The following is a 25,252-nucleotide window of genomic DNA, read 5'->3' as shown; positions in this document are numbered from 1 at the left end:
TATGAGCAACGCCTTCGTCCCCCCTTATCTGCTTGGCCTGCGCGCCAAGGAACGCCCGGCTGATCCGCTGGTAAGCTGCGTGGTGCCCGCCTACAACGAATCCGCCAACATCGTGCCGATGCTGCAAACCCTGCATCAGCTGCTGAACGACGCCGGCTATCGCCACGAACTGGTGGTGGTGGACGACGGTAGCCGCGACGACACCGTGGAGCAGGTGCTGACCCACGCCGCGGAACTGCCGGTAACGCTGATCCAGCTGTCCCGCAACTTCGGCAAGGAGATCGCGCTCACCGCCGGCGTCGACCACGTCCAGGGCGACGTCGCCGTGCTGATCGACAGCGACTTCCAGCACCCTCCGGAGATGGTGCCGGTGTTCCTGCAGGAATGGCGCAAAGGCTACGACATGGTCTACAGCGTGCGCAGCAGCCGCGAAGACGAGCCGCTGACCAAACGCCTGTTCACCCGCGCCTTTTACCGGCTGGCCAACAGCGGCAGCCGCCATAAGATGCCGGCCGACACCCAGGACTTCCGCGTACTGGACCGCTGCGTGGTGGAAGCCTTGCGCCAGATGCCGGAGCGCAACCGCTTCATGAAGGGTTTGTATCATTGGGTGGGCTTCACCCAACGTCCGATGCCGACCCAGACCCGGGAGCGCCGCGCCGGCCAAAGCAGCTTCAACTACCGCCGACTGCTGGATTTGGGCATCACCGGCCTGACCGCCTTCTCCAATATGCCTCTGCGCATCTGGACCGTGATCGGCTGCCTGATTTCGCTGTGCTCCATCGCTTATGCGGCCTGGGAACTGACCCATACCCTGCTGTTCGGCAATCCGGTCAGCGGCTGGCCCACGCTGGCGGTGGCCGTCAGCTTCCTCGGCGGCGTGCAACTGCTGTCCATCGGCATCCTAGGCGAATACGTCGGCCGCATTTTCGACGAGGTCAAGCAGCGGCCCACCTATCTGGTCAGCCGCATCAGCGGCCGCGGAGCGAGCGATGCCGGGAACGCCGTCGAATGAGCCGCGAATTGTTCTGGTTCGGCGTGGTCGGCGTTTCCGCCATGCTGGTGCACTTCGCCGTGGTGGCCTGGCTGCTGGTGCCGCTGGGCATGGCGCCGCTGCAGGCCAATGTGCTGGGCTTTCTAATCGCTTTCCAGGTCAGCTACTGGGGCCACCGGCAACAGACCTTCCAGGCTAGGCACATCCCCCACCGCCAGGCCTTGCCGCGCTTCTTCGGCGTTGCCTGCCTGAGCTTCGTTGTCAACGAGGCGATGTACGGGCTGCTGCTGCGCTTCACGCCGCTGAACTATCGCGCCGCCCTGTTGCTGGTGCTGATCGTCGTGGCGGCGCTGACCTTCGCGCTCAGCAAGTTGTGGGCCTTCCGCGGAACGCCGCCGATACAAAAACCACACAGAAACCCTTAATTTCCAGCACAAACGGGTATAAAACTTTATCCGCTTGCCCCGGTCACACCCCCATGACAAAACGACTGACACTCTGCGCCGACGACTTCGCACAGTCCGACGCCATCAGCGCCGGCATTCTGGAGTTGCTGGCCGCCGGCCGCCTGTCCGCCACCAGCGTGATGAGCCAGGCGCCCAGCTGGGCCAGCCACGCCTCCGATCTAAAAGCCTTCGACGGCAAAGCCGACATCGGCCTGCATTTCAATCTGAGCCATCCCTTTGGCGATCAGGCCCGCCCCTTATCGCACTGGCTGATGAAAAGCCAGCTGCGCCAGCTGTCGCGCCCGACGCTGCGCGATGCCGCCGCCATGCAAATCGACCTGTTCTGCCAACATTACGGCCGGCTGCCGGACTTCATCGACGGCCACCAGCATGTGCACGCGCTGCCGGTAGTGCGGGACGCGCTGTTCGAAGCCATCGCCCAGCGCTGGCAGGGCCAAGCGCTGCCCTATCTGCGCGCGCCGGACCGTCTGGGCCATCCCGGCGACAATCGGCTCAAGGCGCTAGTGCTGCGCAGCGTCAGCACCGGTTTTGACGACGGCGCGCGCGAACAAGGCTTCAACACCACGCCCTGGTTCGGCGGCATGTACTCGCTAACGCCGCAAGCCGACTTCGCCGGGCTGATGCAGCAGTGGCTGGCGCGCAGCCCAGACCGCGGCCTGATCATGTGCCATCCCGGCCACTTGGCCGTGGATAAAGACGACCCGATTGCCGCGACGCGGGACAAGGAATTCCGCTTCCTCGCCAGCCAGGCCTTCGCCGACCTCTGCGGCCAGTACGGCGTGGAGTTGGCCCGTTTCGACAAGGCCGTTCCCACCACTCCGCTGGCGGCCTGAGCAGGCCCGCGGCCGGCCGCTCACACTGCCGGCCAGTTCAAATCCCAGGGGGCGCCCAAGCCTCGCAACACTGCTCCGCAGGCTTCGGACAGGAAGGCTTCGCCCTGGCTCGGCGGACAGACAAAGCTGAATTGCTCTCCCTCCAGTTCGAAGCGCAAGGCGTAGGCGTGTAGATACCCCCTGTCCGCCGGCGTGCCGCCATAGAGCAGATCGCCCAAGATAGGCGCGGATTGCGACTTCAAGGCCACTCTCAACTGATGGGTCTTGCCGCTGCGCGGCCGCAGCAGGAATAAGCGCAGTCCCGGCTGCAGCGAATAACTGAAGAACTGCGTCACCGCCGGGTTCTCCTGACTGTTCAGCAAACGCCAGGCGCCGCCGCGCCCCTTGCTCATGTCTCCCGCCACCTTGCCCTGTTTCTTGCTCGGCTTGCGGTCAGACAGCGCCAGATAATATTTCTCGATCTCACGTCCGGCGAAGGCCTCGCCCAGCCGCGCCGCCGTCTCGGCCGAGCGCGCCACCAGGATCAAGCCTGAAGTGATGCGGTCCAAGCGATGCACCGGCCACAAGGCCTCGTCGCCCAGACCGGCGCGCAAGGCCTCCATCAGGCCGGCCTCCTCGCCGTCGCGGTGAAAGCTGACGCCGGGCGCCTTGTCCACCAGGTAGAAGCGAGGATCCGCGTGCAAAAGGGTGAAAGCCGCCTCAGGCATCGGCGCCGTCCTGCCTGGAGGCTTGGCGCATGCGCTGCTCGGTTTCCATCCGCATCTTCTTGCGGATTTCCGCACCCCGGAAACGGTGCTGCTGCTCCACGGTTTCCAACGACAGCGGCGGCACCGGCACCGCCTTGCCGTTTTCGAACGCCACCATGGTGAAATAGCAGCTATTGGTGTGACGCACCGTGCGCTTCTGAATGTCTTCCGCCACCACCTTGATGCCCACCTCCATCGAGGTGCGCCCCACGTGATTGACGCTGGCGAGAAAGGTCACCAGTTCGCCAACGTGGATGGCCTGCTTGAACAGCACCTGATCCACGGACAGCGTCACCACGTAACAGCCGGCGTAACGGCTGGCGCAGGCGTAAGCCACTTGGTCCAGCAGCTTCAACAACACTCCGCCGTGGACATTGCCGGAAAAATTGGCCATGTCCGGCGTCATCAACACCGACATCACCAGTTCGCGCTGGCTCGCCTGATCCACTTGCTGCGCCATGTTTCGCTCCCAAAAAATCCGAAACCGCCTATTGTGCCCCCATCCCTCCTTTTTAAACAGTTTTTGCCCATGCTGCTTGGTAAGACTTTTGATTTGGGCAAAGCCCGCCCATAGCGGCTAAACTGAGAAATATCAAGATAAAACCATGAATTCATGAGCCTTTCCGGAATATCCAGCTACGGCGGTTACGGCGGCTACGCATTACAGACCAGCCACGGCCCCAACTGCCAGTGCCCGGCTTGCCAGCAAAGCCTGGCAAGCGCCGCGGCGCCGGTGGGGACAGCCGCGTCCGGAAACCGCGCCGGCAACGCCGACGCCGCGCCGGATCAACCGGATCAAGCCAAGCCCAATGCCGCGCGCGGCATCGACGGCAAGCCGCTGGACGAGCAGCAGCAAAAACAGGTGGAAGCGCTGAAGGCGCGCGACAGCGATGTGCGCCAGCACGAACAAGCGCATCTGGCGGCCGGCGGCGCGCTGGCCGGCGGCGGCGCCACCTATAGCTATCAGCTAGGCCCTGACGGCAAGCAATATGCGATAGGCGGCGAAGTCAGCATCCGCCTGGCGCGGGGCAGCACCCCGCAAGAAACCATAAGCAATGCCCAGACCGTGCAGCGCGCCGCGCTGGCGCCGGCCGACCCCTCCGGCCAGGACCGCGCGGTGGCTGCCGCCGCCGCGCAGATGGAACAGCAGGCGCGCATTGAACTGATGCAGCAGCAAGCCGGCAAGCAGGGCTTGAGTCCGCTTCAAGCGCGGCAGAAAATCAACAGCCCCGGGCAACAAGGCCCGGGGCTGGGGTCCAACATCGATACCTACGCCTGAGGACCTGTTTACGCTCCGCTACGCTGGGGCGGGATCGTCAGGCAAGGGCGTCGAAACCCGCTTCAAAATGCTCATATACCGCATGTACATTCCGCTTCTTCAGCGGCAAGCCCTTGTCTCGCCCTAGCTCGCCAGATCGTAAACACGTTCCAGATTCAGGCGACATCCTACGCAATCGCCGTCACTCCGCCTTGCGCACGCCGCGCGCCAGCCGCAGGCCGTTGGCGATCACCACCAGACTGGTGCCCACATCGGCGAACACCGCCATCCACAAGCTGGCCATGCCCAGCATCGCCAGCACAAAGAACACCAGCTTGGTCAGCAAAGCCACCGCGATATTCGCTTTCAGCACCCGCGACGTGCGCCGCGCGTGACTGAGCATATCGGCCAGCTTGGCCAGCTTGTCGTCCATCAAGGCCACGCCGGCGGTTTCCAGCGCGCTGTCGGAACCGGCCGCCCCCATGGCGATGCCCAAGTCGGCGCGGGCCAGCGCCGGCGCGTCGTTGACGCCGTCGCCCACCATCGCCACCGTCTTGCCGGAGGCCTGCAAGCGAACGATGCGCTCCAGCTTGTCTTCCGGCAGCAAGCCGCCGTGGGCTTCAACAATGCCGGTCTGCGCCGCCACCGCCTGCGCCACCTGCTGGTTGTCGCCGCTCAACATCACTGTCGCCACGCCCAACTTGGCCAATTGACGCAGAGCCGCCGGCGCTTCCGGACGAACCCGGTCGGCCACCGCGATCACGCCCAGCGCCCGCTCGCCCTCCAGCAACACCAAGGCGCCCTGTCCGGCCAATTCCAAGCGCGACAGCTCGGCCTGCAAGGCCTCGTTCAAAGCGCCCTGCTCCCGCGCCAGCCGGCTGCTGCCCAAGGCCAGCTTCCGGCCATCCGCCAGGCCGCTGACGCCCCGCCCGGCTTGTTCGCTGACTTGCTCCGCCTCCGGCCAGGACAGGTCTCGCGCGTTCGCCGCCGCCAACACCGCCTTGGCCAGCGGATGAGTGGAGTGTGCGTCCAGGGCCGCGGCCCAACGCAGCAGCTGGTCCTGATCCGCATCGGCCAGCGCCACCACTCCCGTCACCTGCGGCTCGCCCTCGGTCAGCGTGCCGGTCTTGTCGAAACACACCGCGTCTATTCTGGCCGCCATTTCCAGCGGCGCGCCGCCCTTGATCAGCAGGCCGTGCTTGGCGGCGGAGGCCAAGGCGCTGACCACGGTCACCGGCGTGGCGATCACCAGCGCGCACGGGCAAGCGATCACCAGCATCACCAGCGCGTTGTAGATCGCCTCGCTCCAGCTCAGCCAACCCAGCATAGGCGTGGCCACGGCGAACAGCAGCGCGGCCGCCAACACCACCGGGGTGTAAACCTCGGCGAAGCGGTCGATGAAACGCTGTGTCGGCGCCTTGCTGGCCTGGGCGTTGCGCACGGTGTCGATGATGCGCGCCAACACGCTGCCGTTGGCCGCCGCCGTGGTCAGCACTTCCACCACGCCGCTGCCGTTGATGCTGCCGGCGAAGACGGCCTCGCCCGGAGACTTGTCCACCGGCAGGCTCTCGCCGGTGATCGGCGCTTCGTTAAACGCGCTGTGACCTTGTTCGATGCGGCCGTCCAGCGGCACTCGCTCGCCCGGACGCACCCGAACTCGGCTGCCCGGCGCCACTTCGGCGGCCGGGCGCTCCACCCATTCCCCGCCGCTCTGTACCCAGGCGGTTTCCGGCGCCAGCGACATCAGGGCTTTAACTGCTTCACCAGCGCGCGCCAGCGACATCGCCTCCAGCCGCTCGGCGATGGCGAACAGGAACAGCACCATCGCCGCCTCCGGCCATTGGCCGATCAGCATCGCGCCTATCACCGCCACCGACATCAGGAAATGGATATTGAGCGTGCGCGTGGACAGCGCGATCCAGCCCTTTTTCAGCGTGGGAATGCCGCCCAGCAAAATGGAGGCCAAAGCCAACGCCGCGCTGCCCCAGCCCTGATCCGCGCCACTGAGCCAGGCCACGCCTTCCGAGCCCGCCGCCGCCAGACCGGACAAGGCCAGCAGCCAATTGCCGCGGCGCGAAGCCTTGGGCTGCTCCACCAGCGCCGATGCGTCCGTCAGCTCTACCGCCTTCATGCCCACCTTGGCGATGGCCTGTTTGACGCCGTCCAGATTGGGCAGGTCGTGTCGCACCAGCAGCACCCGCTCGATAAAGTTGAACTCCAGCGCGGCCACCCCGGCCATGCCGCCCAAGGCCTTTTCAATCAGCTTGGCCTCGGTCGGGCAGTCCATCGCCTGGATATGCAGCCTCGCCTGCTGCCGGCCGCCTTCTCCCAAGGACACCGCGCGCGGCGCTTCCGCGCCGTGGTCATGGCCCGAGCAGACCTTGCCGGCATGATCCTGGTCGTGCTTGTGACCATGATCGTGGTCATGATCGCGCTCACGCGCCGGCATCGCCGCCTCTAATTTGTGTCCGCAGCAATCATCCGCCTGGCGCGGATCGGGCTTGCCCTCTCCGCTCCGGCAAGAAGCAAGACCGGCATGCGGAGCAAGCCCGCGTCGCTGTTTTTGCGCTGGATGGAACATGGTTGCCTCCCTTGGTCGGATTGATATAGCCTCATTGCAAACCCTATAGTCGCTACAAGGTCAAGCTTTTTTGCTAAAATTCCATCATCCGGCGGGAAATCGCCGCCATCGCCCCATCGTCGGGCGTCTTGCGGGAGAACTGAGATGCTGATTGGAGAACTGGCGCGCCAGACTGGCTGCGAAGTGGAAACCATACGTTATTACGAGCGTGAAGGCCTGCTGTCCGCGCCGCTGCGCAGCGCCTCCGGCTATCGCCGCTACAACGCCGAGCAATTGGGCGAACTGAATTTCATCCTCCACTGCCGTTCCTTGGGCATGTCCCTAGCCGACATCCGCCAACTGGCCGCGTTCAAGGCCGACTCCTCGCTGGCCTGCGACGACATCAACCAGTTGATAGACCGCCAGGTCAGCAAGGTCCATCAGCAAGTGGAAAGCTTGCGTCTGCTGGAACAGCAGCTGCTGGCGCTGCGCGACCGCTGCCACGACCATCACACCGTGGCAGAATGCGGCATTCTGCAAACCCTGGTGGAAGCGTCCGAAGGCGAGCCCTGCGTCTGTCACACGCCCTTCGGTCAGGATCCGCACCCTCACCCCCATTCCGTGGAGAAGCAATGACCCGTTTGTTCAAGCCCGCCACCGCCGCCGCGACGCTAGTCGCGCTGGCCTTGTCCGCCTGCACCACCAACCCTCAAACCGGCCAGACCGAAATCAGCAAGACCGCGCTCTACGGCCTGGGCGGCGCGGCGGCCTGCGGCCTGGTGGGCGCGCTGACCCATGGCGGCAAAGGCGCCCGCAATTCAGCGCTGGCCTGCGGCGCTATCGGCGCCGGCATTGGCGGTTATATGGATTACCAGGAAAAACAATTACGCGAAAAGCTGAAGAACAGCCAAATCGCGGTCGAGCGCATCGGCGATCAACTCAAGCTGTCCCTGCCCGACAACATCACCTTCCCCACCAACGGCTATCAATTGAACGCCAGGGCGCAAAAACCGCTGGGCGATATCGCCGGCGTGCTGGTGCAGTTCCCGGACACCTCGATCACCGTGGCCGGCCACACCGACAGCAGCGGCGCCGCCGCCTACAACCAGACGCTGTCGGAGAAACGCGCTCAGTCGGTGACCGAATATCTGCAAGGTCAGGGCGTCAATTCGGTGCGGGTGCGCACCATGGGCTACGGCGCGGCCCAGCCGGTGGCCAGCAACGCCAGCGACAGCGGCAAAGCCAAAAACCGCCGCGTGGAGATCATGATCACGCCGCAGCAGATGGGTTGAACCGCGGCAGGCATACAAGCCCGGCTCCGGCCGGGCTTTTTCACGTCCTCACCGGCTGACGGACAAAAAAAAGGGGCCAACCCACTGGGTCGGCCCTAACAACGCTCGTTTGGGGAGATGAGGAGAAACCACCGCACGCCACCCCACGGGAATGCGGGTCACAACAAGTACACACACAAACTACAACAACAAACCTATCAGCGGCGCGGCGAACACCGTCGCCAAACCACCCAGCATCATGGTCAGACTGGCCACCACGCCTTCTTCCGCACCCAGCTCGCTGGCTTTGGCGGTGCCGGCCGCGTGGGCGGCGGCGCCGAACAAGGCCCCGCGCGCCAGACTGGAACGCAGCGGCATCCAGGCCAGCATCACTTCGCCCAGCAACATGCCGCACACCCCGGTCATTACCACGAACACCGCGGTCAGATCCGGCGAGGCGCCGATGCCCGAGGCCGTGGCCAGGGCGAACGGGGTGCTGATCGAGCGCGGCGCCAGGCTGCGCTGCAACAAATCGGACAAGCCCAGCAGGCGCGCCAGCCAGATCGAGCTGAACACCGCCACCGGCATGCCCACTAGCACGCCGCAGCTCAGCGACAGCCAGTGTCGGCGTATCATCGCCCGATGCTCGTAGATCGGCACCGCGAAAGCCACCGTGGCCGGTCCCAGCATCCAGGTCAGCCAACGGGTGTCTTCGAAATACACCCGGTACGGCACCTTGGCCAAGACCACCAGCGCAATCACCAACAGCGGCACCGCCAGAATCGGGGCGCTCCACCAGTTGCGCTTCTTCAGATAAAACTTTTTGACCAGCCCGTACAAAACAACGGTAATCAGCAAGCTGGCCAGTGCAATCTCATGCTCCATGCGTCTTCACCTGCTTCTGGCGGCCATGCCAACGCAGGGCCACTTCCAAGCGATAACATTTGTCCACCACCCAGGAGGTCGCCGCCATCACCAGCAAGGTGGACAGCACGATCACCGCCACAATCCGCAACCCGGCGGCCATGATCACGTCCGGGTACTGGATCACCGCCACGACGGCGGGGATGAAGAACAACAACATTTCAGCCAACAACCAGCGGGCGCCGCTGCGGCACCAGTCCAGCGGCAACCAGCCCAGCCAGAGCGCCGCCAGCACCAGGAACATCCCCAGCACGCCGGCAGGCACCACAGGCAGGAAATGGCTGCTCAATTGACTGGCCGCGATCCACACCAAGCTCAGCAAGGCCACCTGACCGATGGTCAGCGCCACTTGCTTGAATGCGGAAAGATTCGGATTTGCCATGATTGAGCCACTACACAACACAGGGAGTGGTTCGAGTATAGAGCGCCGGCATGCATTCAAAAAATGAATTAAAATTATTTCACGCATTCCAATTTGGAATGCATGACCCGGACAAGCACATATGGACATCCGCGCGCTGCGCTATTTCATCGAGGTGGTCAAACGCCAAAGCTTCACCAAGGCGGCCGAAGCCCTCTATGTGACCCAGCCCACCATCAGCAAGATGGTGCGCCAGCTGGAGGAGGAATTGGGCTGCCCGCTGATCCTGCGCGAGGGCCGCAGCTTCCGCCCCACCGACGCCGGTCGCGCCACTTATGAGCGCGGCCTGGACGTGCTGTCGGCGATGAACCAGTTGAAAACCGAGCTGTCCGACCTATCTGCGCTCAAACGCGGCGAACTGGTGGTCGGCCTGCCCCCCATGGTGGGCGTCGCCTTTTTCGCGCCGGTGGTCAGCAGCTTCCGCCAGCGCTATCCGCAGATCGAACTGAAGATGGTGGAAGACGGCGCGCTGGCGATCGAGAGCAGTGTGCGCAGCGGCGAGCTGGAAATCGGCGTGGCGGTGCTGCCGGTGGACAAGCAGGCCTTCGATCAATTCGCCGTGGTGCGCGACCCTTTGTGCCTGGTGGCGCCGGCCGGCTCACCCTGGCGTGGTCAGAGCGTGGTGCGGCTGGATGAAATCGCCAGCCAGCCCTTCGTTCTATATCCTCAGGACTTCACGCTGGCCCGCCGGGTCAGCGACGCCTTCCGCGAGCTGGGCCGCCCGCTGCATGTGGTGGGGCGCAGCGCGCATTGGGACTTCATCGTCGAACTGGTTTCGGCCCACATGGGCGTCACCCTGCTGCCGCGCTCCATCGTGGAACGCCTGGACCGCGCCGCCTACGATGTGATCCCGCTGGCCGAGCCCAAGCTGGTCTGGCACCTGGCGCTGATCTGGCAAAAGAACGGATACTTGTCGCATGCGGCTCGCGCCTGGCTGGCGGTGACGCGCGACGTGCTGGGCGGTTTGGAATAACGCCGGTCAACCCAAGGAAAACCGAATATGAAACGAAATCTGAGCCTCGCCCTGTTCGCGCTGCTGCTAAGCGGCTGCGCGGCCTTGAACTACCAGAAGCCCCAAGTCAGCATCGCCGACGTCAAACCCGGCAAGGCCACGCTGTTCGAACAAAGCTTCGAAGTCAGCCTGCGGGTCAGCAATCCCAACAACCTGGCCTTGAACGCCAAAGGCATGACCCTGGAACTGAACGTGGCCGGCGAGAAACTGGCCACCGGAGTCAGCAATCAGGCGATCGCGGTGCCGGCGCTGGGCGAGAGCCTGATCACGCTGCAATTGCATACCTCGCTGGCCGGCTGGCTGAAGCAGATAGGCAAGGCGATGGAGGCCGGCAACGGCGGCAAGCTGGAATACCAGCTGAGCGGCACGCTGGAAGATCTGAACGGCATGGGCCGGGTACCCTTCCGCAGCAAGGGGGAATGGAAGCTGCCCGGCCAGTAAACGCGCTCTAAATATCTGGAGCCCCGCCTGCCGGCGGGGCCGGAACTCACTGCCGCGGCACCGCCACGCAGTTGTTACCATCGAAGCTGACGGTTTCCACCAGCTGGCTCTTGGGATTGACCACGAAATTGGTGGTGCAGCTGTAATGGGTGGAGCCGCCGCCTATCATGCCGGTGTTGACCCAGCGCCCCGGCGTTTCTATGGTCTTGCTCTGGCCGTTCTCGTTGTAAGTCACTTTGGCGCCCGGCTCGTACACGCGGTTTTCGCGCAGCGGCTCGCGCTGAGTGAATTCCTTGCTGTAGGTGTAGAGCATATTGCCGTTCGGCATCTTCAGGGTTTTCTGCGGCGCGCCCCACTCCGCCAGCAATTGATTCACATCTCGACCCTGCCAGTAATACGCCTTCTGCGCATAGCCTTCCTGCGTCGGAAAGGTGCCGCAGGCGGTCAGCAGCAGCGCCGACATCATCAGTCTTTTCATCCGAAATCCTTCAATCCCCGTTTCACTATCCATAGCATAACAAAACGCCGGCCCCTGAACGGAGCCGGCGCTGAGTGACTGACCACAAGGAAGCGAGAGAGTTTCCTTAGAACCTGTTTACGATCTGCTGCGCGTCGTGAGGCGTGGCACGGTGAGTACCGCTTCGAAATGCTCATGTACCATTTGTACATTCCGCTTTCTCAGCCGTTTTCGCCTTGTCTCGCTCTTGCTCGCGAGATCGTAAACACGCTCTTACGCGGACAATCCCTGGCTTACAGCCGGAAGCGATTGAAGGTGCTCTGCATCCCGCGGGCCAGGTCGTTCAAGGAGCCCAAGGTCTGCATCGCCGATTGCAAGGCGGAGTCGGAATCGATGATCTGGTTGTTGATCGACTCGGTGCTCTGCGCCATCGCCGTGGTGGCGTTGTGCTGCTCGCTGGTGGACAGGGCCACATCGCCGATCTTGTCCACCACCTGCTGCATCGCCTCGCTGATCGCGGTCAGGCGCGCACGCGCCTGGGCGGTCAGATCCACGCTGTTGTCCACCGCGCCGACGGTGCTGTTCATGTTCTGCACCGCCTTGCCGGTTTCACCCAGAATGTTTTCCACCATCTGGCTGATTTCCACCGTGGCCTGGCCGGTGCGCTCGGCCAGCTTGCGCACCTCGTCGGCCACCACGGCGAAGCCGCGGCCCTGCTCGCCGGCGCGCGCGGCTTCGATCGCCGCGTTCAAGGCTAAGAGATTGGTCTGGTCGGCGATATCGCGGATCACATTGGTGATCTTGGAGATTTCCTGCGAACGCTGCTCCAAGGACGCCAGCAGACCGGACAGCTCGCCCACCGATTCGCTGGTGCGCGACATCTCGCTGCTGATGCGCTGCATATCGTTGGCGCTCTCGCGCGAATGCTCGCCGGTATTGCGCGCCAGGCTGTCGGTCTCGCGGGTGGCGTCGGCGATGTGGGAGATGCTTACCGTCACTTCTTCGATCGCCGCGGCGTTGGAGCTGGAGATATCCGCCAACACGTGGGAATCATCGGCCAGACGCTTCACCGCGCCACTGACTTCGATCACGCCCTGGGTCAGTTGCCCGGCTTCGTCGCGCAGTTCGCGGAACATGCCGTTCAGCCGCTGCACGAACTGGTTGAAGGCCTGCGCGGTCTGCGCCACCTCGTCCTCGCCGGCCACTTCGATGCGGCGGGTCAGATCGCCTTCGCCCTGGGAGATTTCGCGCATCGCGTCGCGCACCTGGAACAGGCCCTTGAGCAGGCGGCCCAGATAGGCGGAGCTGAAGGTCAGCATCACCGCCAGCACGATGGCGACGGCGCCGGCGATCAGCCAGATGATGCCGTTGACCTGGGAGGAGATCACGTCTTCGTCCGCGGCCACGCCCATCACCCAGTCGGAACCAGCGATCGGACGCAAGGCCACCATATAGGCGCCGCCGTCTATGTCCACGCTCTTGGCCTGGTCGCTTTGCAACAGGCTGGCGAAGGCGGCTTCGTCCAAGGCCGGAATCACGCTGCCGATGGGCTTGAGTTCATTGCCCGGCTTGGGATAAGCGATGATCTTGCCCTGCTTGGTCAGCAGGAAGGCATGGCCCTTGCCGGCCAGCTTGATGTCCAGCACCGACTTGACCAGCTTGTCGATCAGAATGTCGCCGCCCACCACGATGTCCTGGCCCTTGACCTTGTCGGCGATGGTGATCACCAGCTTGTCCTTGGTTTCCGGCTCGGAGTCTTTGTACGGGTCGGTGACGATCAGGCCGTCCTGAGCCTTGGACTGCTGGAACCACGGACGTTGCGCCGGCTGGTAGTCGGCGCTGGGCTTGGGACGTCCCGGCACCGAGTACTTCATGTCGCCGGTCGCGCCGTTGCCGGCGTAAATCACGTTGAAGCCGCCGCCCTTGGCCAGCTGCTGCAGATAGTAGCTGACCTGCGCGTCGTCGGCGTGGCTGAGGCTGGCGCTGATCAGATTCTTGCGAACCGACAGCCATTCGGACACGAAGCCGCCCTGTAGCTGGGCGACTTGGTTGATCTCCCGCTCCGCTTCTTGATAAGCGTGGGAGCGGATATTCAGGCAGGCGGTGATGGTGATGCTGAGCGTGGCGACCAGAATGGACACCGCTGTCAGCAGCGTGAGCTTGTGACGGATGGAGCGCATGATAAGCCGTTGCTGATAAAAGCGTTATTATCCGTCATACGAGATGTCATGCATTGTTAAAAATAACAATGTCTTTAAATATTTGCGCATGTTTTAAATCAAACTGCCACCTCAATCATGCATTTCAAATACTCGTAACGCCTGCGGAGCTTATCTTGCCGACGCTTGCGTCACAAAATGTCGACAATTTGCCCTAACCACGACAATTTCACCCCAATTTGAGCGATACTTGCGCCTGGACGCGGCCACGGCAATGGGCGGCGCCCGGTTATTAGACAGAAAGGGGCCAAGATGAGTAAAAGCGGCGAACGGTCGCAAACCTTTCAGAACATCGTTGACGCCAGCTTGCAGCTGTTCAATCAGGAGGGCGAGCGCGTCATCACCACCAATCATATCGCCGAGCGGATGAATATCAGCACCGGCAAGTTGTACTATCACTTCCGCAATAAGGAAGAGATCATCAGCGAGCTCTACCAGCGCTACGTCAAAGGCATGGCGGAGCAACTGTCGGCCGCGCTCCGGCACAGCAACTCTATAGAGGCGATGGTGGGGGCGATGGAAAAAACGCTGCGGCACATCTGGAGCTTCCGCTTCCTGCCCAAGAGCATGCCCAGCCTGTACTACCTGCACCCGGAACTGGCGGAAAACCACCAGCAGCTGTCGCGCGGCCAGTTGGCCGGCAAGCTGGCCCAGCTGTTCTCACGGCTGCGCGAAGAGGGCGTGCTGCTGGGCGACGACAAGCAACTGGCGCACCTGGTCCAGCACTTTCAGATGGTGCAGACCGGCTGGGTGACCACGCTCAAGCATTCCGCCACGCCCAGCGAGCTGGAACGCATGGTGAAAGACGGCTGTCGCAGCCTGCTCTATCTGCTGACGCCTTACGTGGATCCGCGCTACCGGCCGCCGTTCGACCGCGTCTGCGCTCGCTACGCCTGAACGGCGAGGCATAAAAAAACACCCCTGGCTGGCCAGGGGTGTTTTGCATGCGGCCTTAGAATCCATCCACGATCTCGCGAGCTAGAGCAAGCGCAGCAGATCGTGAACCGCTTCTTAGATCATACCCTTGCTTTTCAGCAACTCAAACATGGTCTTGCCGATTTCCGCCGGGCTGCGCGTGTAGGCGATGCCGGCCTTCTCGAAGGCCTTGAACTTCTCTTCCGCCGTGCCCTTGCCGCCGGAGATGATGGCGCCCGCATGGCCCATGCGCTTGCCCTTGGGAGCAGTCACGCCGGCGATGTAGCCGACCACCGGCTTGGTCACGTAGGACTTGGCGAACTCGGCCGCCTCTTCCTCGGCGGAACCGCCGATTTCGCCGATCATCACGATGGCGTCGGTGTCCGGATCATCCTGGAACAGTTTCAACGCGTCGATATGGCTGGTGCCCGGGATCGGGTCGCCGCCGATGCCAATGCAGGTGGACTGACCCAGACCCAGCGCGGTGGTTTGCGCCACGGCTTCATAGGTCAGGGTGCCGGAACGGGACACGATGCCGATGCGGCCCGGGTTGTGGATGTGCCACGGCATGATGCCGATCTTGCACTCGCCCGGGGTGATGATGCCGGGGCAGTTCGGGCCGATCAGGCGAATGCCGGCTTCGTCTACAGCTTTCTTCACGTAGAGCATGTCCAGGGTGGGCACGCCTTCGGTGATGCAGACAATCAGCTTCACGCCGCTGTCGATCGCTTCCAGAATGGAATCCTTGGCGAAGGCCGCGGGCACGTAGATCACCGAGGCGTCTGCCTGGGTCTGACGCACGGCGTCCTTCATGGTGTTGAACACCGGCAGGCCCAGGTGCTCGGAACCGCCTTTGCCCGGGGTCACGCCGCCTACAACCTTGGTGCCCACTTTCAGCGCCTGCTCGGCGTGGAAAGTGCCGTTCTTGCCGGTGAAGCCTTGCACCAGCACTTTGGTGTCTTTGTTTACCAATACGCTCATTTTGTATTCCTCAGCTCAGTGCGGGTCTCAGGCAGCGGCCTTGACGGCGGCGACGATCTTCTCGGCAGCGTCGTTCAGACCCTGGGCGGAAGTCAGTTTCAGACCGGAGTCGTCCAGGATCTTGGCGCCCAGCTCGGCGTTGTTGCCTTCCAGACGCACCACGACCGGCACGGTCACGTTCACTTCCTTCACCGCGGCGATGATGGCTTCGGCGATCATGTCGCAACGCACGATGCCGCCGAAGATGTTGATCAGCACGCCCTGCACCGAGGTATCGGCCAGGATCAGCTTGAAGGCTTCGATCACACGCTCTTTGGTAGCGCCGCCGCCCACGTCCAGGAAGTTGGCCGGCTGGCCGCCCTTCAGCTTGATGATGTCCATGGTGGCCATCGCCAGGCCGGCGCCGTTCACCATGCAACCGATATTGCCTTCCAGCGCCACGTAGTTCAGGTCGAACTCGGAAGCTTTCACTTCGCGTTCGTTTTCCTGGCTCTTGTCGCGTTGCGCCAGCAGTTCCGGGTGGCGGTACAGCGCGTTGGAGTCCAGATTGATCTTGCCGTCCACGCAGGCCAGTTCGCCGTTTTCGCGCAGCGCCAGCGGATTCACTTCGAACAGCGCGAAGTCGTTTTCAACAAAGGCCTTGTAAGAACCCAGCATCAGCTTGCTGAACGCCGCGACTTGCGCGCCGGACAGGCCCAGCGCGAAAGCGGCGTCGCGGGCCTGGAACGGCTGCATGCCGACCAGCGGGTCCACTTCGATCTTGATAATCTTTTCCGGAGTTTCCTCGGCCACTTTCTCGATTTCCACGCCGCCTTCGGTGGACACCATGAACACCACGCGCTGGCTGCCGCGGTCAACCACGGCGCCCAGATAGAGTTCGCGCTGCACCGGGTACATGTCTTCGCACACCAGCACGCTGTTCACCGGCTGGCCGGCGGCGTCGGTCTGGTAAGTCACCAGGTTTTTACCAATCAGGCCCTTGGCCACTTCGGCGGCTTCTTCGCGGCTTTTCACCACTTTCACGCCACCGGCCTTGCCGCGGCCGCCGGCATGCACCTGAGCCTTGACGACGGCGAATTTGCCGCCCAGTTTATCGTAAGCGGCAGCGGCTTCTTCCGGCGTAGCGGCCAGAATGCCCTGTTGCACCGGCAGGCCGTATTTGGCCAGCAGCTCTTTCGCTTGGTATTCGTGCAGGTTCATCTATGGTTTCCTTTCGGAGAAATGGATGGCGGGCTGAAACCGACGCCCCTATTTCTTTGAGTCGCTTGTAAACCTTTAATGTATCTGGCGCGCGCCGTCACCCCCCAGGCTGACCGGCGTCGCCGCATACTCCGTCAACCGGCTCCCAAGGGAGCCGTTTTGCCGAGCCGTGCGCGATTGTACACGCCCCGGCGAACGCTTAGCCGTGCAAGGCGCGCTTGTCGGCGGCCAGGGCGGCTTCGTGTATCACTTCGGACAAGGACGGGTGAGCGTGGACAATGCGCGCCAGGTCTTCGCTGGCGGCCTTGAACTCCATCGACACCACGCCTTCGCTGACCAGCTCGGACACCATCGGGCCTATCATGTGCAGGCCCAGGATGCGGTCGGTCTTGGCGCAGGCCAGGATCTTGACCGTGCCTTGCGCTTGGCCCAAGCCCAGCGCGCGGCCGTTGGCGCCAAAGCCGGAAGTGCCCTTCTTGTACTCAACGCCTTCGGCCTTGAGCTGCTCCTCGGTCTTGCCGACCCAGGCGATTTCCGGAGAAGTGTAGATCACCCACGGAATCACGCCGAAGTCCACGTGCGGCTTCTGGCCGGCGATGCGCTCGGCCACGGCCACGCCCTCTTCCGACGCCTTGTGCGCCAGCATCGGGCCGCGCACCACGTCGCCGATCGCCCAGACATTGGGCAGATTGGTGTGGCAATGGTCGTCCACCGCCACGAAGCCGCGCTCGTCCAGCTGCAGACCCACCGCATCGGCGCCCAGGCCCTGGGTGTTGGGCAGGCGGCCGATGGAAACGATCAGCTTGTCGAACTCGGCCTTGACCGCTTCGCCGTTCAGTTCGTAATTGACGGTGACGCTCTTCTTGCCGGCCTTCACTTCGCCGATCTTGACGCCCAGCTTGATGTCCAGGCCGGTGTCCTTGGTCAGGGTCTTGAAGGCTTCCTTGGCGATCTGCTGGTCGGCCGCGGCGAGGAAGGTCGGCATCGCTTCCAGGATGGTGACCTCAGCGCCCAGACGCTTCCAGACCGAGCCCATTTCCAGGCCGATCACGCCGGCACCGATCACGCCCAGGCGCTTCGGTACGTCCGTCAGCGCCAACGCGCCTTCGTTGTCCAGCACCAGCTTGTTGTCGGTGGCCAGGCCCGGCAAGGCGCGCGGGCTGGAACCGGTGGCCACGATCACGTGGCCGGCTTCCAGGGTGTCCACCACCTTGCCGCCGTCGCTGACCTCGATCACCCACTTCTCGCCCTGGCGGCCCTTGAAAGCGGCCAGACCGTGGATGTTGGCCACCTTGTTCTTTTTGAACAGGAAGCTGATGCCGGCGGCGTTCTTGGTGATGATGTCGGTCTTGCGCGAAATCATCTGCGCCACGTCCATCTTGGCGCCGGAGACGCTAATGCCGTGCTTGGCGAAATCGTGCTGCACCGCGTGGAAGTTTTCCGACGACTGCAGCAGCGCCTTGGACGGAATGCAACCGACGTTCAGGCAGGTGCCGCCCAGCGACGCCTTGCCTTCCGGGTTCTTGAACGCGTCCACGCAGGCGGTGTTGAAGCCCAGCTGGGCGGCGCGGATGGCGGCTACGTAACCGCCGGGGCCGCCGCCGATCACCACTACATCAAACGATTGGCTCATCTTGTTTTCCTTTATCGGTGGCGGGCGCGCGGCCCGCCGGCTGCCGGGTCTACTTGCCGACCTTCAGCAGCAGAATGCCGAATGCGATCATGAACAGGCAGAGAATGCTTTTGCCGATCAGGCTGTACAGGTCTTCGCGCACGCCGTTTTTGCGTTTTTTCCAGGTCAGCCAGCCTATGGCCACGCCAGCCAGGATGGCGGCGATTCCGTAAAACCAGTCGGGCAACTGCATTCAAGCTCCATTCATCGCAAGACAGGCCGGGAGCGCGCTCCCGGCCGCGGGTGATTACAAGTCGAGGATCAGGCGGGCCGGATCTTCAATCGCGTCCTTGATCGCCACCAAGCTCAGCACGGCTTCGCGGCCGTCGATGATGCGGTGGTCGTAGGACTGGGCAAGATACATCATCGGGCGCACCACCACTTGACCGTTCTCAACCACAGCGCGCTCCTTGGTGGCGTGCATGCCCAGGATCGCGGACTGCGGCGGGTTGATGATGGGGGTGGACATCATCGAGCCGAAGGTGCCGCCGTTGGAGATGGTGTAGGTGCCGCCGGTCAGTTCTTCCACGGTCAGCTTGCCTTCCTGCGCGCGCTTGCCGAATTCGGAGATCTGCTTCTCGATGTCGGCCAGGCTCAGCTGGTCTGCGTTGCGGATCACCGGTACTACCAGGCCGCGCGGGCTGCCCACGGCCACGCCGATGTCGAAGTAGCCGTGATAGATGATGTTGTTGCCGTCCACCGAGGCGTTGACGATGGGGTATTTCTTCAGCGCGGCCACCACGGCCTTGACGAAGAAGCCCATGAAACCCAGCTTGATGCCGTGTTCCTTCTCGAAGCGGTCCTTGTACTTGGCGCGCAGGTCCATCACCGGCTTCATGTTCACTTCATTGAAGGTGGTGAGGATGGCGTTGGTCTGCTGCGACAGGATCAGGCGCTCGGCCACGCGCTGACGCAGGCGGGACATCGGCACGCTCTGTTCCGGACGGTCGGACAGAATGGCGGCGACATTCACCGCGGCAGGGGTGGCGGACAGCGCGGCGCCGGCGGCGGCCGGAGCCAGCACCGGGCCGGCCTGGGCGGGAGCGGCTTGCTTGGCGGCCTGCACGTCTTCTTTCAACACACGGCCGTCGCGGCCGGAACCGGCCACTTTGGACAGGTCCACGCCGGTTTCGGCGGCCAGCTTGGCGGCGGACGGCATGGCGGCTCCGCCTGCCGGTGCGGCGGCGGGCGCAGGGGCGGCTGCCGGAGCCGGCGCGGCGGCAGCGGCCGGAGCCACGTCGCCGGCCTTGGCGGCGGTGTCGATCTTGGCGATCAACTGGCCGGACACCACGGTGGCGCCGTCTTCCACGATGATTTCAACGATCACGCCTGCCTGGGGCGCCGGCAGTTCCAGCACCACTTTGTCGGTTTCCAGGTCGATCAGGTTCTCGTCGCGGCTGACGGCTTGGCCAACCTTCTTGTGCCAGCTCATCAGCGTGGCTTCGGATACGGACTCGGGCAGTTGCGGGACAGTGACTTCAATCAGCATGTTCTTCTCCATGTAGAGGCAGCCCTCCGGCTGCCTCGAACTCATTCAGTAGTTATTTGGCGACCGACATGGCTTCTTCAACGAAAGCCTTGAGTTGGGCGACGTGTTTGCTCATATAGCCTACGGCCGGGGAAGCGGACGACGGACGGCCGGCAAAGGACAACGACTGCTTGGCGCCCAGCAGGCCTTCCAGGCGGTGACGGATCTGGTACCACGCGCCCTGGTTGCGCGGCTCTTCCTGCACCCACATCACTTCGCGAGCCTGCGGGAAGCGCGCCAGCTCGGCGGCCACCTGCTCGGTCGGGAACGGGTAGAGCTGCTCAATGCGCACGATGGCGATATCGTCGTCCAGGCCGCGCTCCTTGCGGGCGGCGGCAAGGTCGTAATACACCTGGCCGGCGCACAGCAACACGCGCTTGACCTTCTTGGCGTCCTGCACCACCGAGTCGCCGATCACCGGGCGGAAGCTGCCGCTGGTGAACGCTTCGATCGGGCTCATCGAATCCTTGAAACGCAGCAGGCGCTTGGACAGGAAGATCACCAACGGCTTGCGATACGGGCGAAGTACCTGGCGACGCAGCATGTGGAACATCTGCGAAGCTTCGGACGGCATCACTACCTGCATATTGTGCTCGGCGCACAGCTGCAGCCAACGCTCCAGGCGCGCGGACGAATGTTCCGGGCCTTGGCCGTCGTAGCCATGCGGCAGGATGGTGGTCAGGCCGCACAGACGGCCCCACTTGGTCTCGCCGGAGGAAATGAACTGGTCGATGGCCACCTGGGCGCCGTTGGCGAAGTCGCCGAACTGAGCTTCCCAAATCACCAACTGATCCGGAGCGGAACAGGCATAACCGTATTCATAGGCCAGCACCGCTTCTTCGTTCAGGATGGAGTCGATCACCAGGAAATCGGCCTGGTTGTCGGACATATTGCGCAGCGGCACATAGCTGCCTTGGTCCCAGCTCTCGCGGTTCTGATCGTGCAGCACCGAATGGCGGTGGGAGAAAGTGCCGCGGCCGGAGTCTTCGCCGGACAGACGCACGCCGAAGCCGTTGGTCACCAGGCTGGCGTAAGCCAGGGTCTCGGCCATGCCCCAGTCCGCGTTCTGCTCGCCCGCGGCCATCGCCTTGCGCGCGGCCAGCACCTTCTGCACCGTCGGGTGCAGCTTGAAGCCCTCCGGCAGCGAGGTGAACTTGTCGGTCAGACGCTGGATATCGGCCTGCGGCAAGGAGGTGTCGGTCGGGTGCGCCCAATGGGTGCCCAGATACTGGCTGAAGTCCAGCGCGTGCTCGCGCTTGTAGTTGGTCAGCGCGGTCTGCTCTACGTGCTCGCCCTTGTCCAGCGCGTCGCGGTAGGCCTGGATCTGCGCGTCGGCTTCTTCCGCCTTCAGCACGCCTTCCTGCACCAGACGCTCGGCGTACATCGCGCGCACGCCTTGGTGCTTGGCGATCTTCTTGTACATCATCGGCTGGGTCAGGAAGGGATCGTCGCCCTCGTTGTGGCCCAGTTTGCGATAGCACACCAGATCGATGACCACATCCTTCTTGAAGGTCATGCGGTAGTCCAGCGCGGCCTGCATCACATAGCAGACGGCTTCCGGATCATCGCCGTTGACGTGGAAGATCGGCGCTTCGATCATCTTGGCCACGTCGGTGCAATACATGGTGGAGCGGATGTCGCGGGTGTCCGAGGTGGTGAAACCCACCTGGTTGTTGATCACGATGTGTATCGTGCCGCCGGTGCCATAGCCGCGGGTCTGGGACAGGTTGAAAGTGCCCTGGTTGACGCCCAGGCCGCCAAAGGCGGAGTCGCCGTGGATCAGTACCGGCACCGCGGTCTTGCGTTCCGCGTCCTTGCGGCGCTCTTGGCGCGCGCGCACCGAGCCCTCCACCACTGGGTTGACGATCTCCAGGTGCGAAGGGTTGAAGGCCAGCGACACGTGCATCGGACCGTCGGCGGTCGGGATGTCGGACGAGAAGCCCATGTGGTACTTCACGTCGCCGGAGGCCATTTGCTGGGCGGCCTTGCCTTCGAATTCGGCGAACAGGTCGCGCGGCAGTTTGCCCAGAGTATTGACCAGCACGTTCAAGCGGCCGCGGTGAGCCATGCCGATGATCAGTTCCTGCACGCCTTGGCCGGTGGCGTTCTGGATCAGATGGTCCAGCGCGGCGATGGCGGACTCGCCGCCTTCCAGCGAGAAGCGCTTCTGGCCGACGTATTTGGTGTGCAGATAGCGTTCCAGCGTCTCTGCGGCGGTGATCTGCTTCAGGATGCGCTGCTTCTTGGCCGCGTCGTAATGCGGCGTGGACAAGTCGCCCTCAAAGCGTTTTTGCACCCAATGCTTTTCATCCGACTTGGTGATGTGCATGTACTCGACGCCGATATTGCCGCAGTAGGTCTGCTTCAGACGCGCCAGAATGTCGGACAGCGGCATTTTCTGCGAGCCCACCAGCGAGCCGGCGTTGAATTGCACCGCCATATCGGCGCCGGTCAGTCCATGGGTAGCCGGATCCAGTTCGCGCACCAGTTCCTGATCCATGCGCTTGAGCGGGTCCAGGTTGGCCTGGCGGCTGCCCAGCACGCGGTAGGCGGAAATCAGTTTCAGCACCCCCACCTGCTTTTGCATGGTGTCCCATTCCGCTCCGCTGCCGGCGCGCTGGCCGGCGGCCGGCTTTTTGGCCAGCTGAATAAAGGATTCCTGGATCGGCATGTGCGGCACATCGCGTTCGGCAGCGCCCGGCGCTTGCGCCAGCTTGTCGAAATAGTCGCGCCACTCATTCGGAACGGAATTGGCGTCAGCGAGGTACTGTTCGTACAGCTCCTCGATGAACGGTGCATTCCCACCGAACAGGTAAGAATGGCTGTACATGGATTGCATCATGGGGCTACCCTTTGTCGTTTCTGTTCGGAATCCGGCCAGCTACGCCCTGGCGCGAACTCCCTGTTGCAGCATGGGGAAAACGCTATCGGAAAAACTTTTGTTGTGCTTCCCATAACACTCTGCCCTGCCTCGGCCCGCCGTCGGGCCGGAAAAAAAGGCTGGCTGAAGCCCTGCTCCAGCCAACCCTCGTTCCTGCTTACTTGCGTTTCTCCACCGCGGTGAAATCGCGGCGAGGGGCGCCGGTGTACAACTGACGCGGACGGCCGATCTTCATCGCCGGGTCGGAGATCATCTCGCTCCAGTGGGCGATCCAGCCCACGGTGCGGGCCAGCGCGAAGATCGGGGTGAACATCGACACCGGGATGCCGATCGCCGACAGCACAATGCCGGAGTAGAAGTCCACGTTCGGGTACAGCTTGCGCTCGATGAAATACGGATCGGACAACGCGATCTTTTCCAGTTCCATCGCCAGCTTGAACTTGGGATCGTTGTGCAGGCCCAGCTCGTTCAGCACTTCGTCGCAGGTCTGCTTCATGATGGAGGCGCGCGGGTCCATGTTCTTGTACACGCGATGGCCGAAGCCCATCAGTTTGTAGCGCTTGTCCTTCACGCCTTGCATGAAGTCGGCCACGTTTTCCACGCTGCCGATCTCGTCCAGCATCTTCAGCACGGCTTCGTTGGCGCCGCCGTGAGACGGGCCCCACAGGCAGGCGATGCCGGCGGCGATGCAGGCGAAGGGATTGGCCCCGGAGGAGCCGGCCAGACGCACGGTGGAGGTGGAAGCGTTCTGCTCATGGTCCGCGTGCAGAGTGAAGATGCGGTCCAGCGCGCGCGCCAGCACCGGGTTCACCTTGTACTCTTCGCACGGGGTGGAGAACATCATGTGCAGGAAGTTTTCCGCGTAGGTCAGGCCGTTTTTCGGGTAGGAGAACGGCAGGCCCTTGTTGTAGCGGTAAGCTTGCGCGGCGATGGTCGGCAGCTTGGCCACCAGGCGATGCGCGGAAATGCGGCGATGTTCCGGATTGGAGATGTCCAAGGAGTCATGGTAGAAGGCGGACAGCGCGCCCACCACGCCCACCATCACGGCCATCGGATGCGCGTCGCGGCGGAAGCCCTTGAACAGGCTCATCAGCTGATCATGCAGCATATTGTGGCGCATGATGCCGCGTTCGAATTCCTTGCGCTGCGCCGCGGTCGGCAGCTCGCCGTTCAACAGCAGGTAGCAGACTTCAAGATAATCGCTTTTCTCGGCGAGTTGCTCGATCGGGTAGCCGCGGTAGTAGAGCTGTCCCAGATCGCCGTCGATGAAGGTGATGCCGGACTCGCAGCTGGCGGTGGCCAGGAAGCCCGGGTCGAACGTAAACATGCCGGTTTTGGAGAAGGTGCGGATGTCTACGACATCCGGCCCCAAAGTGCCGCTCTGGACCGGCAAATCCAGAGTTTCCTTACCCTCGTTGTATGTGAGCGTTACTTTGCGATTAGTTTCCACAGCAATACTCCCAGTCGGTTTATGGTCGTTGTAATTGGGGTGATGCATAGCCGTCAGAGCGAGCGGAGAATCGCCACGATGGCCATCTCTTCCGGATCGTCCAAATCGGCCTTGCCGCTGACGACATCCAGAAAATCGGTATCGGGCAAATCCAGCAACCGCCTATAAGCCTCAATCTCGGCCGGGGCCAACTGGTCGAAGGGGCCGGCGAAGAACTTCTCCAACACCAGATCCAGCTCCAGTAGCCCCCGCCGGGACCGCCAACGGATCCGCTTGAGTTCAATCGGATCGTAGGTGGTCATACTGCACGCTTGACCATCAGGTCCTTGATCTTGCCAATCGCCTTGGTCGGATTCAGGCCCTTGGGACACACGTCCACGCAGTTCATGATGGTGTGGCAACGGAACAAGCGGTACGGATCTTCCAGGTTGTCCAGACGCTCCTTGGTGGCTTCGTCGCGCGTGTCCGCGATGAAGCGGTAGGCGGCCAACAGACCGGCCGGGCCGACGAACTTGTCCGGGTTCCACCAGAAGGACGGGCAGGACGTCGAGCAGCAAGCGCACAGAATGCACTCGTACAGGCCGTCCAGTTCCTTGCGGTCTTCCGGAGACTGCTTGCGTTCGCGCTCCGGCGGCGGCGTGTCGTTGATCACGTAAGGCTTGATCGAGTGGTACTGCTTGAAGAACTGGGTCATGTCCACGATCAGATCGCGGATCACCGGCAGACCCGGCAGCGGACGCAGTTCGATCGGCTGTTTCAGGTCGCGGAAGTCGGTCAGGCAGGCCAGGCCGTTCTTGCCGTTGATGTTCATGGCGTCGGAACCGCACACGCCTTCGCGACAGGAGCGGCGAAAGCTCAGCGTATCGTCCTTCACCTTCAGCTTGACCAGCGCGTCCAGGAGCTTGTGCTCGGTGGAGCTCATCTCCACGCTGATGTCCTGCATGTACGGCTTGGCATCGGTTTCCGGATTGTAGCGGTAGATGCGGAATTTGACGGTTTCGGTAGTCATCTTGATGGAACCC

25 protein-coding genes are annotated in these 25,252 nt (G+C 63.0%); 9 read left to right on the top strand and 16 right to left on the bottom strand.

Annotation, left to right across the window (positions count from 1 at the left end; genetic code table 11):
• Position 1: 1 nt before the first annotated feature.
• From B0T39_RS00560 to B0T39_RS00550, 3 genes are read left to right on the top strand one after another with little or no spacing between them, the layout of a single operon-like run.
• Complete coding sequence (locus B0T39_RS00560; RefSeq protein ID WP_081544333.1) at positions 2–1,015, top strand: glycosyltransferase family 2 protein; 1,014 nt, start codon at positions 2–4, stop codon at positions 1,013–1,015.
• Positions 1,012–1,419, top strand: a complete 408-nt coding sequence (locus B0T39_RS00555) for a GtrA family protein (RefSeq protein WP_081544332.1) — start codon at positions 1,012–1,014, stop codon at positions 1,417–1,419. Before B0T39_RS00560 ends, B0T39_RS00555 begins: the two co-directional genes overlap by 4 nt.
• 53 nt (positions 1,420–1,472) lie before the next feature.
• Positions 1,473–2,294, top strand: coding sequence for a ChbG/HpnK family deacetylase (locus B0T39_RS00550; RefSeq protein ID WP_081544331.1), 822 nt, complete (start codon positions 1,473–1,475; stop codon positions 2,292–2,294).
• Between the two features lie 20 nt (positions 2,295–2,314).
• Here the strand turns inward: B0T39_RS00550 and B0T39_RS00545 are convergent, their stop codons facing one another.
• Complete coding sequence (locus tag B0T39_RS00545; protein ID WP_081544330.1) at positions 2,315–3,001, bottom strand: TIGR01621 family pseudouridine synthase; 687 nt, start codon at positions 2,999–3,001, stop codon at positions 2,315–2,317.
• Positions 2,994–3,500 carry an acyl-CoA thioesterase gene (locus B0T39_RS00540; RefSeq protein WP_081544329.1) on the bottom strand — a complete coding sequence of 169 codons (507 nt, stop codon included), beginning with the start codon at positions 3,498–3,500 and terminating at the stop codon, positions 2,994–2,996. The genes B0T39_RS00545 and B0T39_RS00540 overlap by 8 nt, the downstream gene beginning before the upstream one ends.
• Before the next feature lie 153 nt (positions 3,501–3,653).
• Between B0T39_RS00540 and B0T39_RS00535 the strand changes: the two genes are divergently transcribed.
• Positions 3,654–4,319 carry a putative metalloprotease CJM1_0395 family protein gene (locus B0T39_RS00535; RefSeq protein ID WP_081544328.1) on the top strand — a complete coding sequence of 222 codons (666 nt, stop codon included), beginning with the start codon at positions 3,654–3,656 and terminating at the stop codon, positions 4,317–4,319.
• Between the two features lie 181 nt (positions 4,320–4,500).
• On the opposite strand, the gene B0T39_RS00530 is transcribed toward B0T39_RS00535, so the two are convergent.
• Positions 4,501–6,747, bottom strand: coding sequence for a heavy metal translocating P-type ATPase (locus B0T39_RS00530; protein WP_081544327.1), 2,247 nt, complete (start codon positions 6,745–6,747; stop codon positions 4,501–4,503).
• Between the two features lie 276 nt (positions 6,748–7,023).
• Between B0T39_RS00530 and B0T39_RS00525 the strand changes: the two genes are divergently transcribed.
• Positions 7,024–7,494, top strand: a complete 471-nt coding sequence (locus tag B0T39_RS00525; RefSeq protein WP_019103421.1) for a Cd(II)/Pb(II)-responsive transcriptional regulator — start codon at positions 7,024–7,026, stop codon at positions 7,492–7,494.
• Positions 7,491–8,150, top strand: coding sequence for an OmpA family protein (locus B0T39_RS00520; RefSeq protein ID WP_081544326.1), 660 nt, complete (start codon positions 7,491–7,493; stop codon positions 8,148–8,150). Before B0T39_RS00525 ends, B0T39_RS00520 begins: the two co-directional genes overlap by 4 nt.
• Positions 8,151–8,330: 180 nt before the next feature.
• Here B0T39_RS00520 and B0T39_RS00515 read toward each other — a convergent pair whose 3' ends face one another.
• Positions 8,331–9,014 (bottom strand): LrgB family protein, encoded by a 684-nt coding sequence (locus B0T39_RS00515; RefSeq protein WP_081544325.1) that lies wholly within the window; start codon positions 9,012–9,014, stop codon positions 8,331–8,333.
• On the bottom strand, positions 9,004–9,435 hold the full coding sequence (locus B0T39_RS00510) for a CidA/LrgA family protein (protein WP_081544324.1): 432 nt from the start codon (positions 9,433–9,435) through the stop codon (positions 9,004–9,006). Before B0T39_RS00510 ends, B0T39_RS00515 begins: the two co-directional genes overlap by 11 nt.
• Before the next feature lie 121 nt (positions 9,436–9,556).
• Between B0T39_RS00510 and B0T39_RS00505 the strand changes: the two genes are divergently transcribed.
• Entirely contained in the window at positions 9,557–10,447 is an 891-nt protein-coding gene (locus B0T39_RS00505; RefSeq protein WP_081544323.1) for a LysR family transcriptional regulator, read from the top strand.
• A gap of 27 nt (positions 10,448–10,474) precedes the next feature.
• A complete protein-coding gene (locus B0T39_RS00500) occupies positions 10,475–10,927 on the top strand; it encodes an LEA type 2 family protein (protein WP_081544322.1) in 453 nt (150 codons plus the stop codon).
• Between the two features lie 46 nt (positions 10,928–10,973).
• Here B0T39_RS00500 and B0T39_RS00495 read toward each other — a convergent pair whose 3' ends face one another.
• Entirely contained in the window at positions 10,974–11,405 is a 432-nt protein-coding gene (locus B0T39_RS00495) for a hypothetical protein (RefSeq protein WP_081544321.1), read from the bottom strand.
• A gap of 272 nt (positions 11,406–11,677) precedes the next feature.
• Positions 11,678–13,564, bottom strand: a complete 1,887-nt coding sequence (locus tag B0T39_RS00490; protein WP_081544320.1) for a methyl-accepting chemotaxis protein — start codon at positions 13,562–13,564, stop codon at positions 11,678–11,680.
• 291 nt (positions 13,565–13,855) lie between these two features.
• Between B0T39_RS00490 and B0T39_RS00485 the strand changes: the two genes are divergently transcribed.
• Positions 13,856–14,500: a TetR/AcrR family transcriptional regulator gene (locus B0T39_RS00485; protein ID WP_081544319.1), complete on the top strand. Its 645-nt coding sequence runs from the start codon at positions 13,856–13,858 to the stop codon at positions 14,498–14,500.
• A 114-nt stretch (positions 14,501–14,614) separates the two neighbouring features.
• On the opposite strand, the gene sucD is transcribed toward B0T39_RS00485, so the two are convergent.
• The 9 genes from sucD to B0T39_RS00440 all read right to left on the bottom strand — a co-directional run bounded on the left by sucD (position 14,615) and on the right by B0T39_RS00440 (position 25,239).
• The gene (sucD, locus tag B0T39_RS00480; RefSeq protein ID WP_043592732.1) at positions 14,615–15,499 is read right to left on the bottom strand and encodes a succinate--CoA ligase subunit alpha; all 885 of its coding nucleotides are present in this window, start codon (positions 15,497–15,499) and stop codon (positions 14,615–14,617) included.
• A 27-nt stretch (positions 15,500–15,526) separates the two neighbouring features.
• Complete coding sequence (sucC, locus tag B0T39_RS00475; protein WP_081544318.1) at positions 15,527–16,699, bottom strand: ADP-forming succinate--CoA ligase subunit beta; 1,173 nt, start codon at positions 16,697–16,699, stop codon at positions 15,527–15,529.
• 199 nt (positions 16,700–16,898) lie between these two features.
• Positions 16,899–18,332 carry a dihydrolipoyl dehydrogenase gene (gene lpdA, locus B0T39_RS00470; RefSeq protein WP_081544317.1) on the bottom strand — a complete coding sequence of 478 codons (1,434 nt, stop codon included), beginning with the start codon at positions 18,330–18,332 and terminating at the stop codon, positions 16,899–16,901.
• A 49-nt stretch (positions 18,333–18,381) separates the two neighbouring features.
• Positions 18,382–18,564, bottom strand: coding sequence for a hypothetical protein (locus B0T39_RS00465; RefSeq protein WP_081544316.1), 183 nt, complete (start codon positions 18,562–18,564; stop codon positions 18,382–18,384).
• A gap of 54 nt (positions 18,565–18,618) precedes the next feature.
• Positions 18,619–19,860, bottom strand: coding sequence for a 2-oxoglutarate dehydrogenase complex dihydrolipoyllysine-residue succinyltransferase (gene odhB, locus B0T39_RS00460; protein WP_081544315.1), 1,242 nt, complete (start codon positions 19,858–19,860; stop codon positions 18,619–18,621).
• A gap of 52 nt (positions 19,861–19,912) precedes the next feature.
• Positions 19,913–22,741, bottom strand: coding sequence for a 2-oxoglutarate dehydrogenase E1 component (locus B0T39_RS00455; RefSeq protein ID WP_081544314.1), 2,829 nt, complete (start codon positions 22,739–22,741; stop codon positions 19,913–19,915).
• 196 nt (positions 22,742–22,937) lie between these two features.
• Entirely contained in the window at positions 22,938–24,230 is a 1,293-nt protein-coding gene (gltA, locus tag B0T39_RS00450) for a citrate synthase (RefSeq protein ID WP_081544313.1), read from the bottom strand.
• 53 nt (positions 24,231–24,283) lie between these two features.
• Complete coding sequence (locus B0T39_RS00445) at positions 24,284–24,532, bottom strand: succinate dehydrogenase assembly factor 2 (protein ID WP_081544312.1); 249 nt, start codon at positions 24,530–24,532, stop codon at positions 24,284–24,286.
• On the bottom strand, positions 24,529–25,239 hold the full coding sequence (locus tag B0T39_RS00440) for a succinate dehydrogenase iron-sulfur subunit (protein WP_019103261.1): 711 nt from the start codon (positions 25,237–25,239) through the stop codon (positions 24,529–24,531). Before B0T39_RS00440 ends, B0T39_RS00445 begins: the two co-directional genes overlap by 4 nt.
• Between the last annotated feature and the right edge of the window lie 13 nt (positions 25,240–25,252).

Source organism: Chromobacterium haemolyticum (assembly GCF_002081825.1).
Classification (GTDB): Bacteria; Pseudomonadota; Gammaproteobacteria; order Burkholderiales; family Chromobacteriaceae; genus Chromobacterium; species Chromobacterium fluminis.
The sequence above is the reverse complement of the archived record's forward strand: the minus strand, read 5'-3'. Positions and strand labels throughout refer to the sequence as shown.

Excerpts from the sequence above, each read along its gene's own strand:
- B0T39_RS00560 (WP_081544333.1), top strand. The coding sequence starts at position 2 with ATGAGCAACGCCTTCGTCCCCCCTTATCTGCTTGGCCTGCGCGCCAAG.
- B0T39_RS00555 (WP_081544332.1), top strand. The coding sequence starts at position 1,012 with ATGAGCCGCGAATTGTTCTGGTTCGGCGTGGTCGGCGTTTCCGCCATG.
- B0T39_RS00550 (WP_081544331.1), top strand. The coding sequence starts at position 1,473 with ATGACAAAACGACTGACACTCTGCGCCGACGACTTCGCACAGTCCGAC.
- B0T39_RS00545 (WP_081544330.1), bottom strand. The coding sequence starts at position 3,001 with ATGCCTGAGGCGGCTTTCACCCTTTTGCACGCGGATCCTCGCTTCTAC.
- B0T39_RS00540 (WP_081544329.1), bottom strand. The coding sequence starts at position 3,500 with ATGGCGCAGCAAGTGGATCAGGCGAGCCAGCGCGAACTGGTGATGTCG.
- B0T39_RS00535 (WP_081544328.1), top strand. The coding sequence starts at position 3,654 with ATGAGCCTTTCCGGAATATCCAGCTACGGCGGTTACGGCGGCTACGCA.
- B0T39_RS00530 (WP_081544327.1), bottom strand. The coding sequence starts at position 6,747 with ATGCCGGCGCGTGAGCGCGATCATGACCACGATCATGGTCACAAGCAC.
- B0T39_RS00525 (WP_019103421.1), top strand. The coding sequence starts at position 7,024 with ATGCTGATTGGAGAACTGGCGCGCCAGACTGGCTGCGAAGTGGAAACC.
- B0T39_RS00520 (WP_081544326.1), top strand. The coding sequence starts at position 7,491 with ATGACCCGTTTGTTCAAGCCCGCCACCGCCGCCGCGACGCTAGTCGCG.
- B0T39_RS00515 (WP_081544325.1), bottom strand. The coding sequence starts at position 9,014 with ATGGAGCATGAGATTGCACTGGCCAGCTTGCTGATTACCGTTGTTTTG.
- B0T39_RS00510 (WP_081544324.1), bottom strand. The coding sequence starts at position 9,435 with ATGGCAAATCCGAATCTTTCCGCATTCAAGCAAGTGGCGCTGACCATC.
- B0T39_RS00505 (WP_081544323.1), top strand. The coding sequence starts at position 9,557 with ATGGACATCCGCGCGCTGCGCTATTTCATCGAGGTGGTCAAACGCCAA.
- B0T39_RS00500 (WP_081544322.1), top strand. The coding sequence starts at position 10,475 with ATGAAACGAAATCTGAGCCTCGCCCTGTTCGCGCTGCTGCTAAGCGGC.
- B0T39_RS00495 (WP_081544321.1), bottom strand. The coding sequence starts at position 11,405 with ATGAAAAGACTGATGATGTCGGCGCTGCTGCTGACCGCCTGCGGCACC.
- B0T39_RS00490 (WP_081544320.1), bottom strand. The coding sequence starts at position 13,564 with ATGCGCTCCATCCGTCACAAGCTCACGCTGCTGACAGCGGTGTCCATT.
- B0T39_RS00485 (WP_081544319.1), top strand. The coding sequence starts at position 13,856 with ATGAGTAAAAGCGGCGAACGGTCGCAAACCTTTCAGAACATCGTTGAC.
- sucD (WP_043592732.1), bottom strand. The coding sequence starts at position 15,499 with ATGAGCGTATTGGTAAACAAAGACACCAAAGTGCTGGTGCAAGGCTTC.
- sucC (WP_081544318.1), bottom strand. The coding sequence starts at position 16,699 with ATGAACCTGCACGAATACCAAGCGAAAGAGCTGCTGGCCAAATACGGC.
- lpdA (WP_081544317.1), bottom strand. The coding sequence starts at position 18,332 with ATGAGCCAATCGTTTGATGTAGTGGTGATCGGCGGCGGCCCCGGCGGT.
- B0T39_RS00465 (WP_081544316.1), bottom strand. The coding sequence starts at position 18,564 with ATGCAGTTGCCCGACTGGTTTTACGGAATCGCCGCCATCCTGGCTGGC.
- odhB (WP_081544315.1), bottom strand. The coding sequence starts at position 19,860 with ATGCTGATTGAAGTCACTGTCCCGCAACTGCCCGAGTCCGTATCCGAA.
- B0T39_RS00455 (WP_081544314.1), bottom strand. The coding sequence starts at position 22,741 with ATGATGCAATCCATGTACAGCCATTCTTACCTGTTCGGTGGGAATGCA.
- B0T39_RS00445 (WP_081544312.1), bottom strand. The coding sequence starts at position 24,532 with ATGACCACCTACGATCCGATTGAACTCAAGCGGATCCGTTGGCGGTCC.
- B0T39_RS00440 (WP_019103261.1), bottom strand. The coding sequence starts at position 25,239 with ATGACTACCGAAACCGTCAAATTCCGCATCTACCGCTACAATCCGGAA.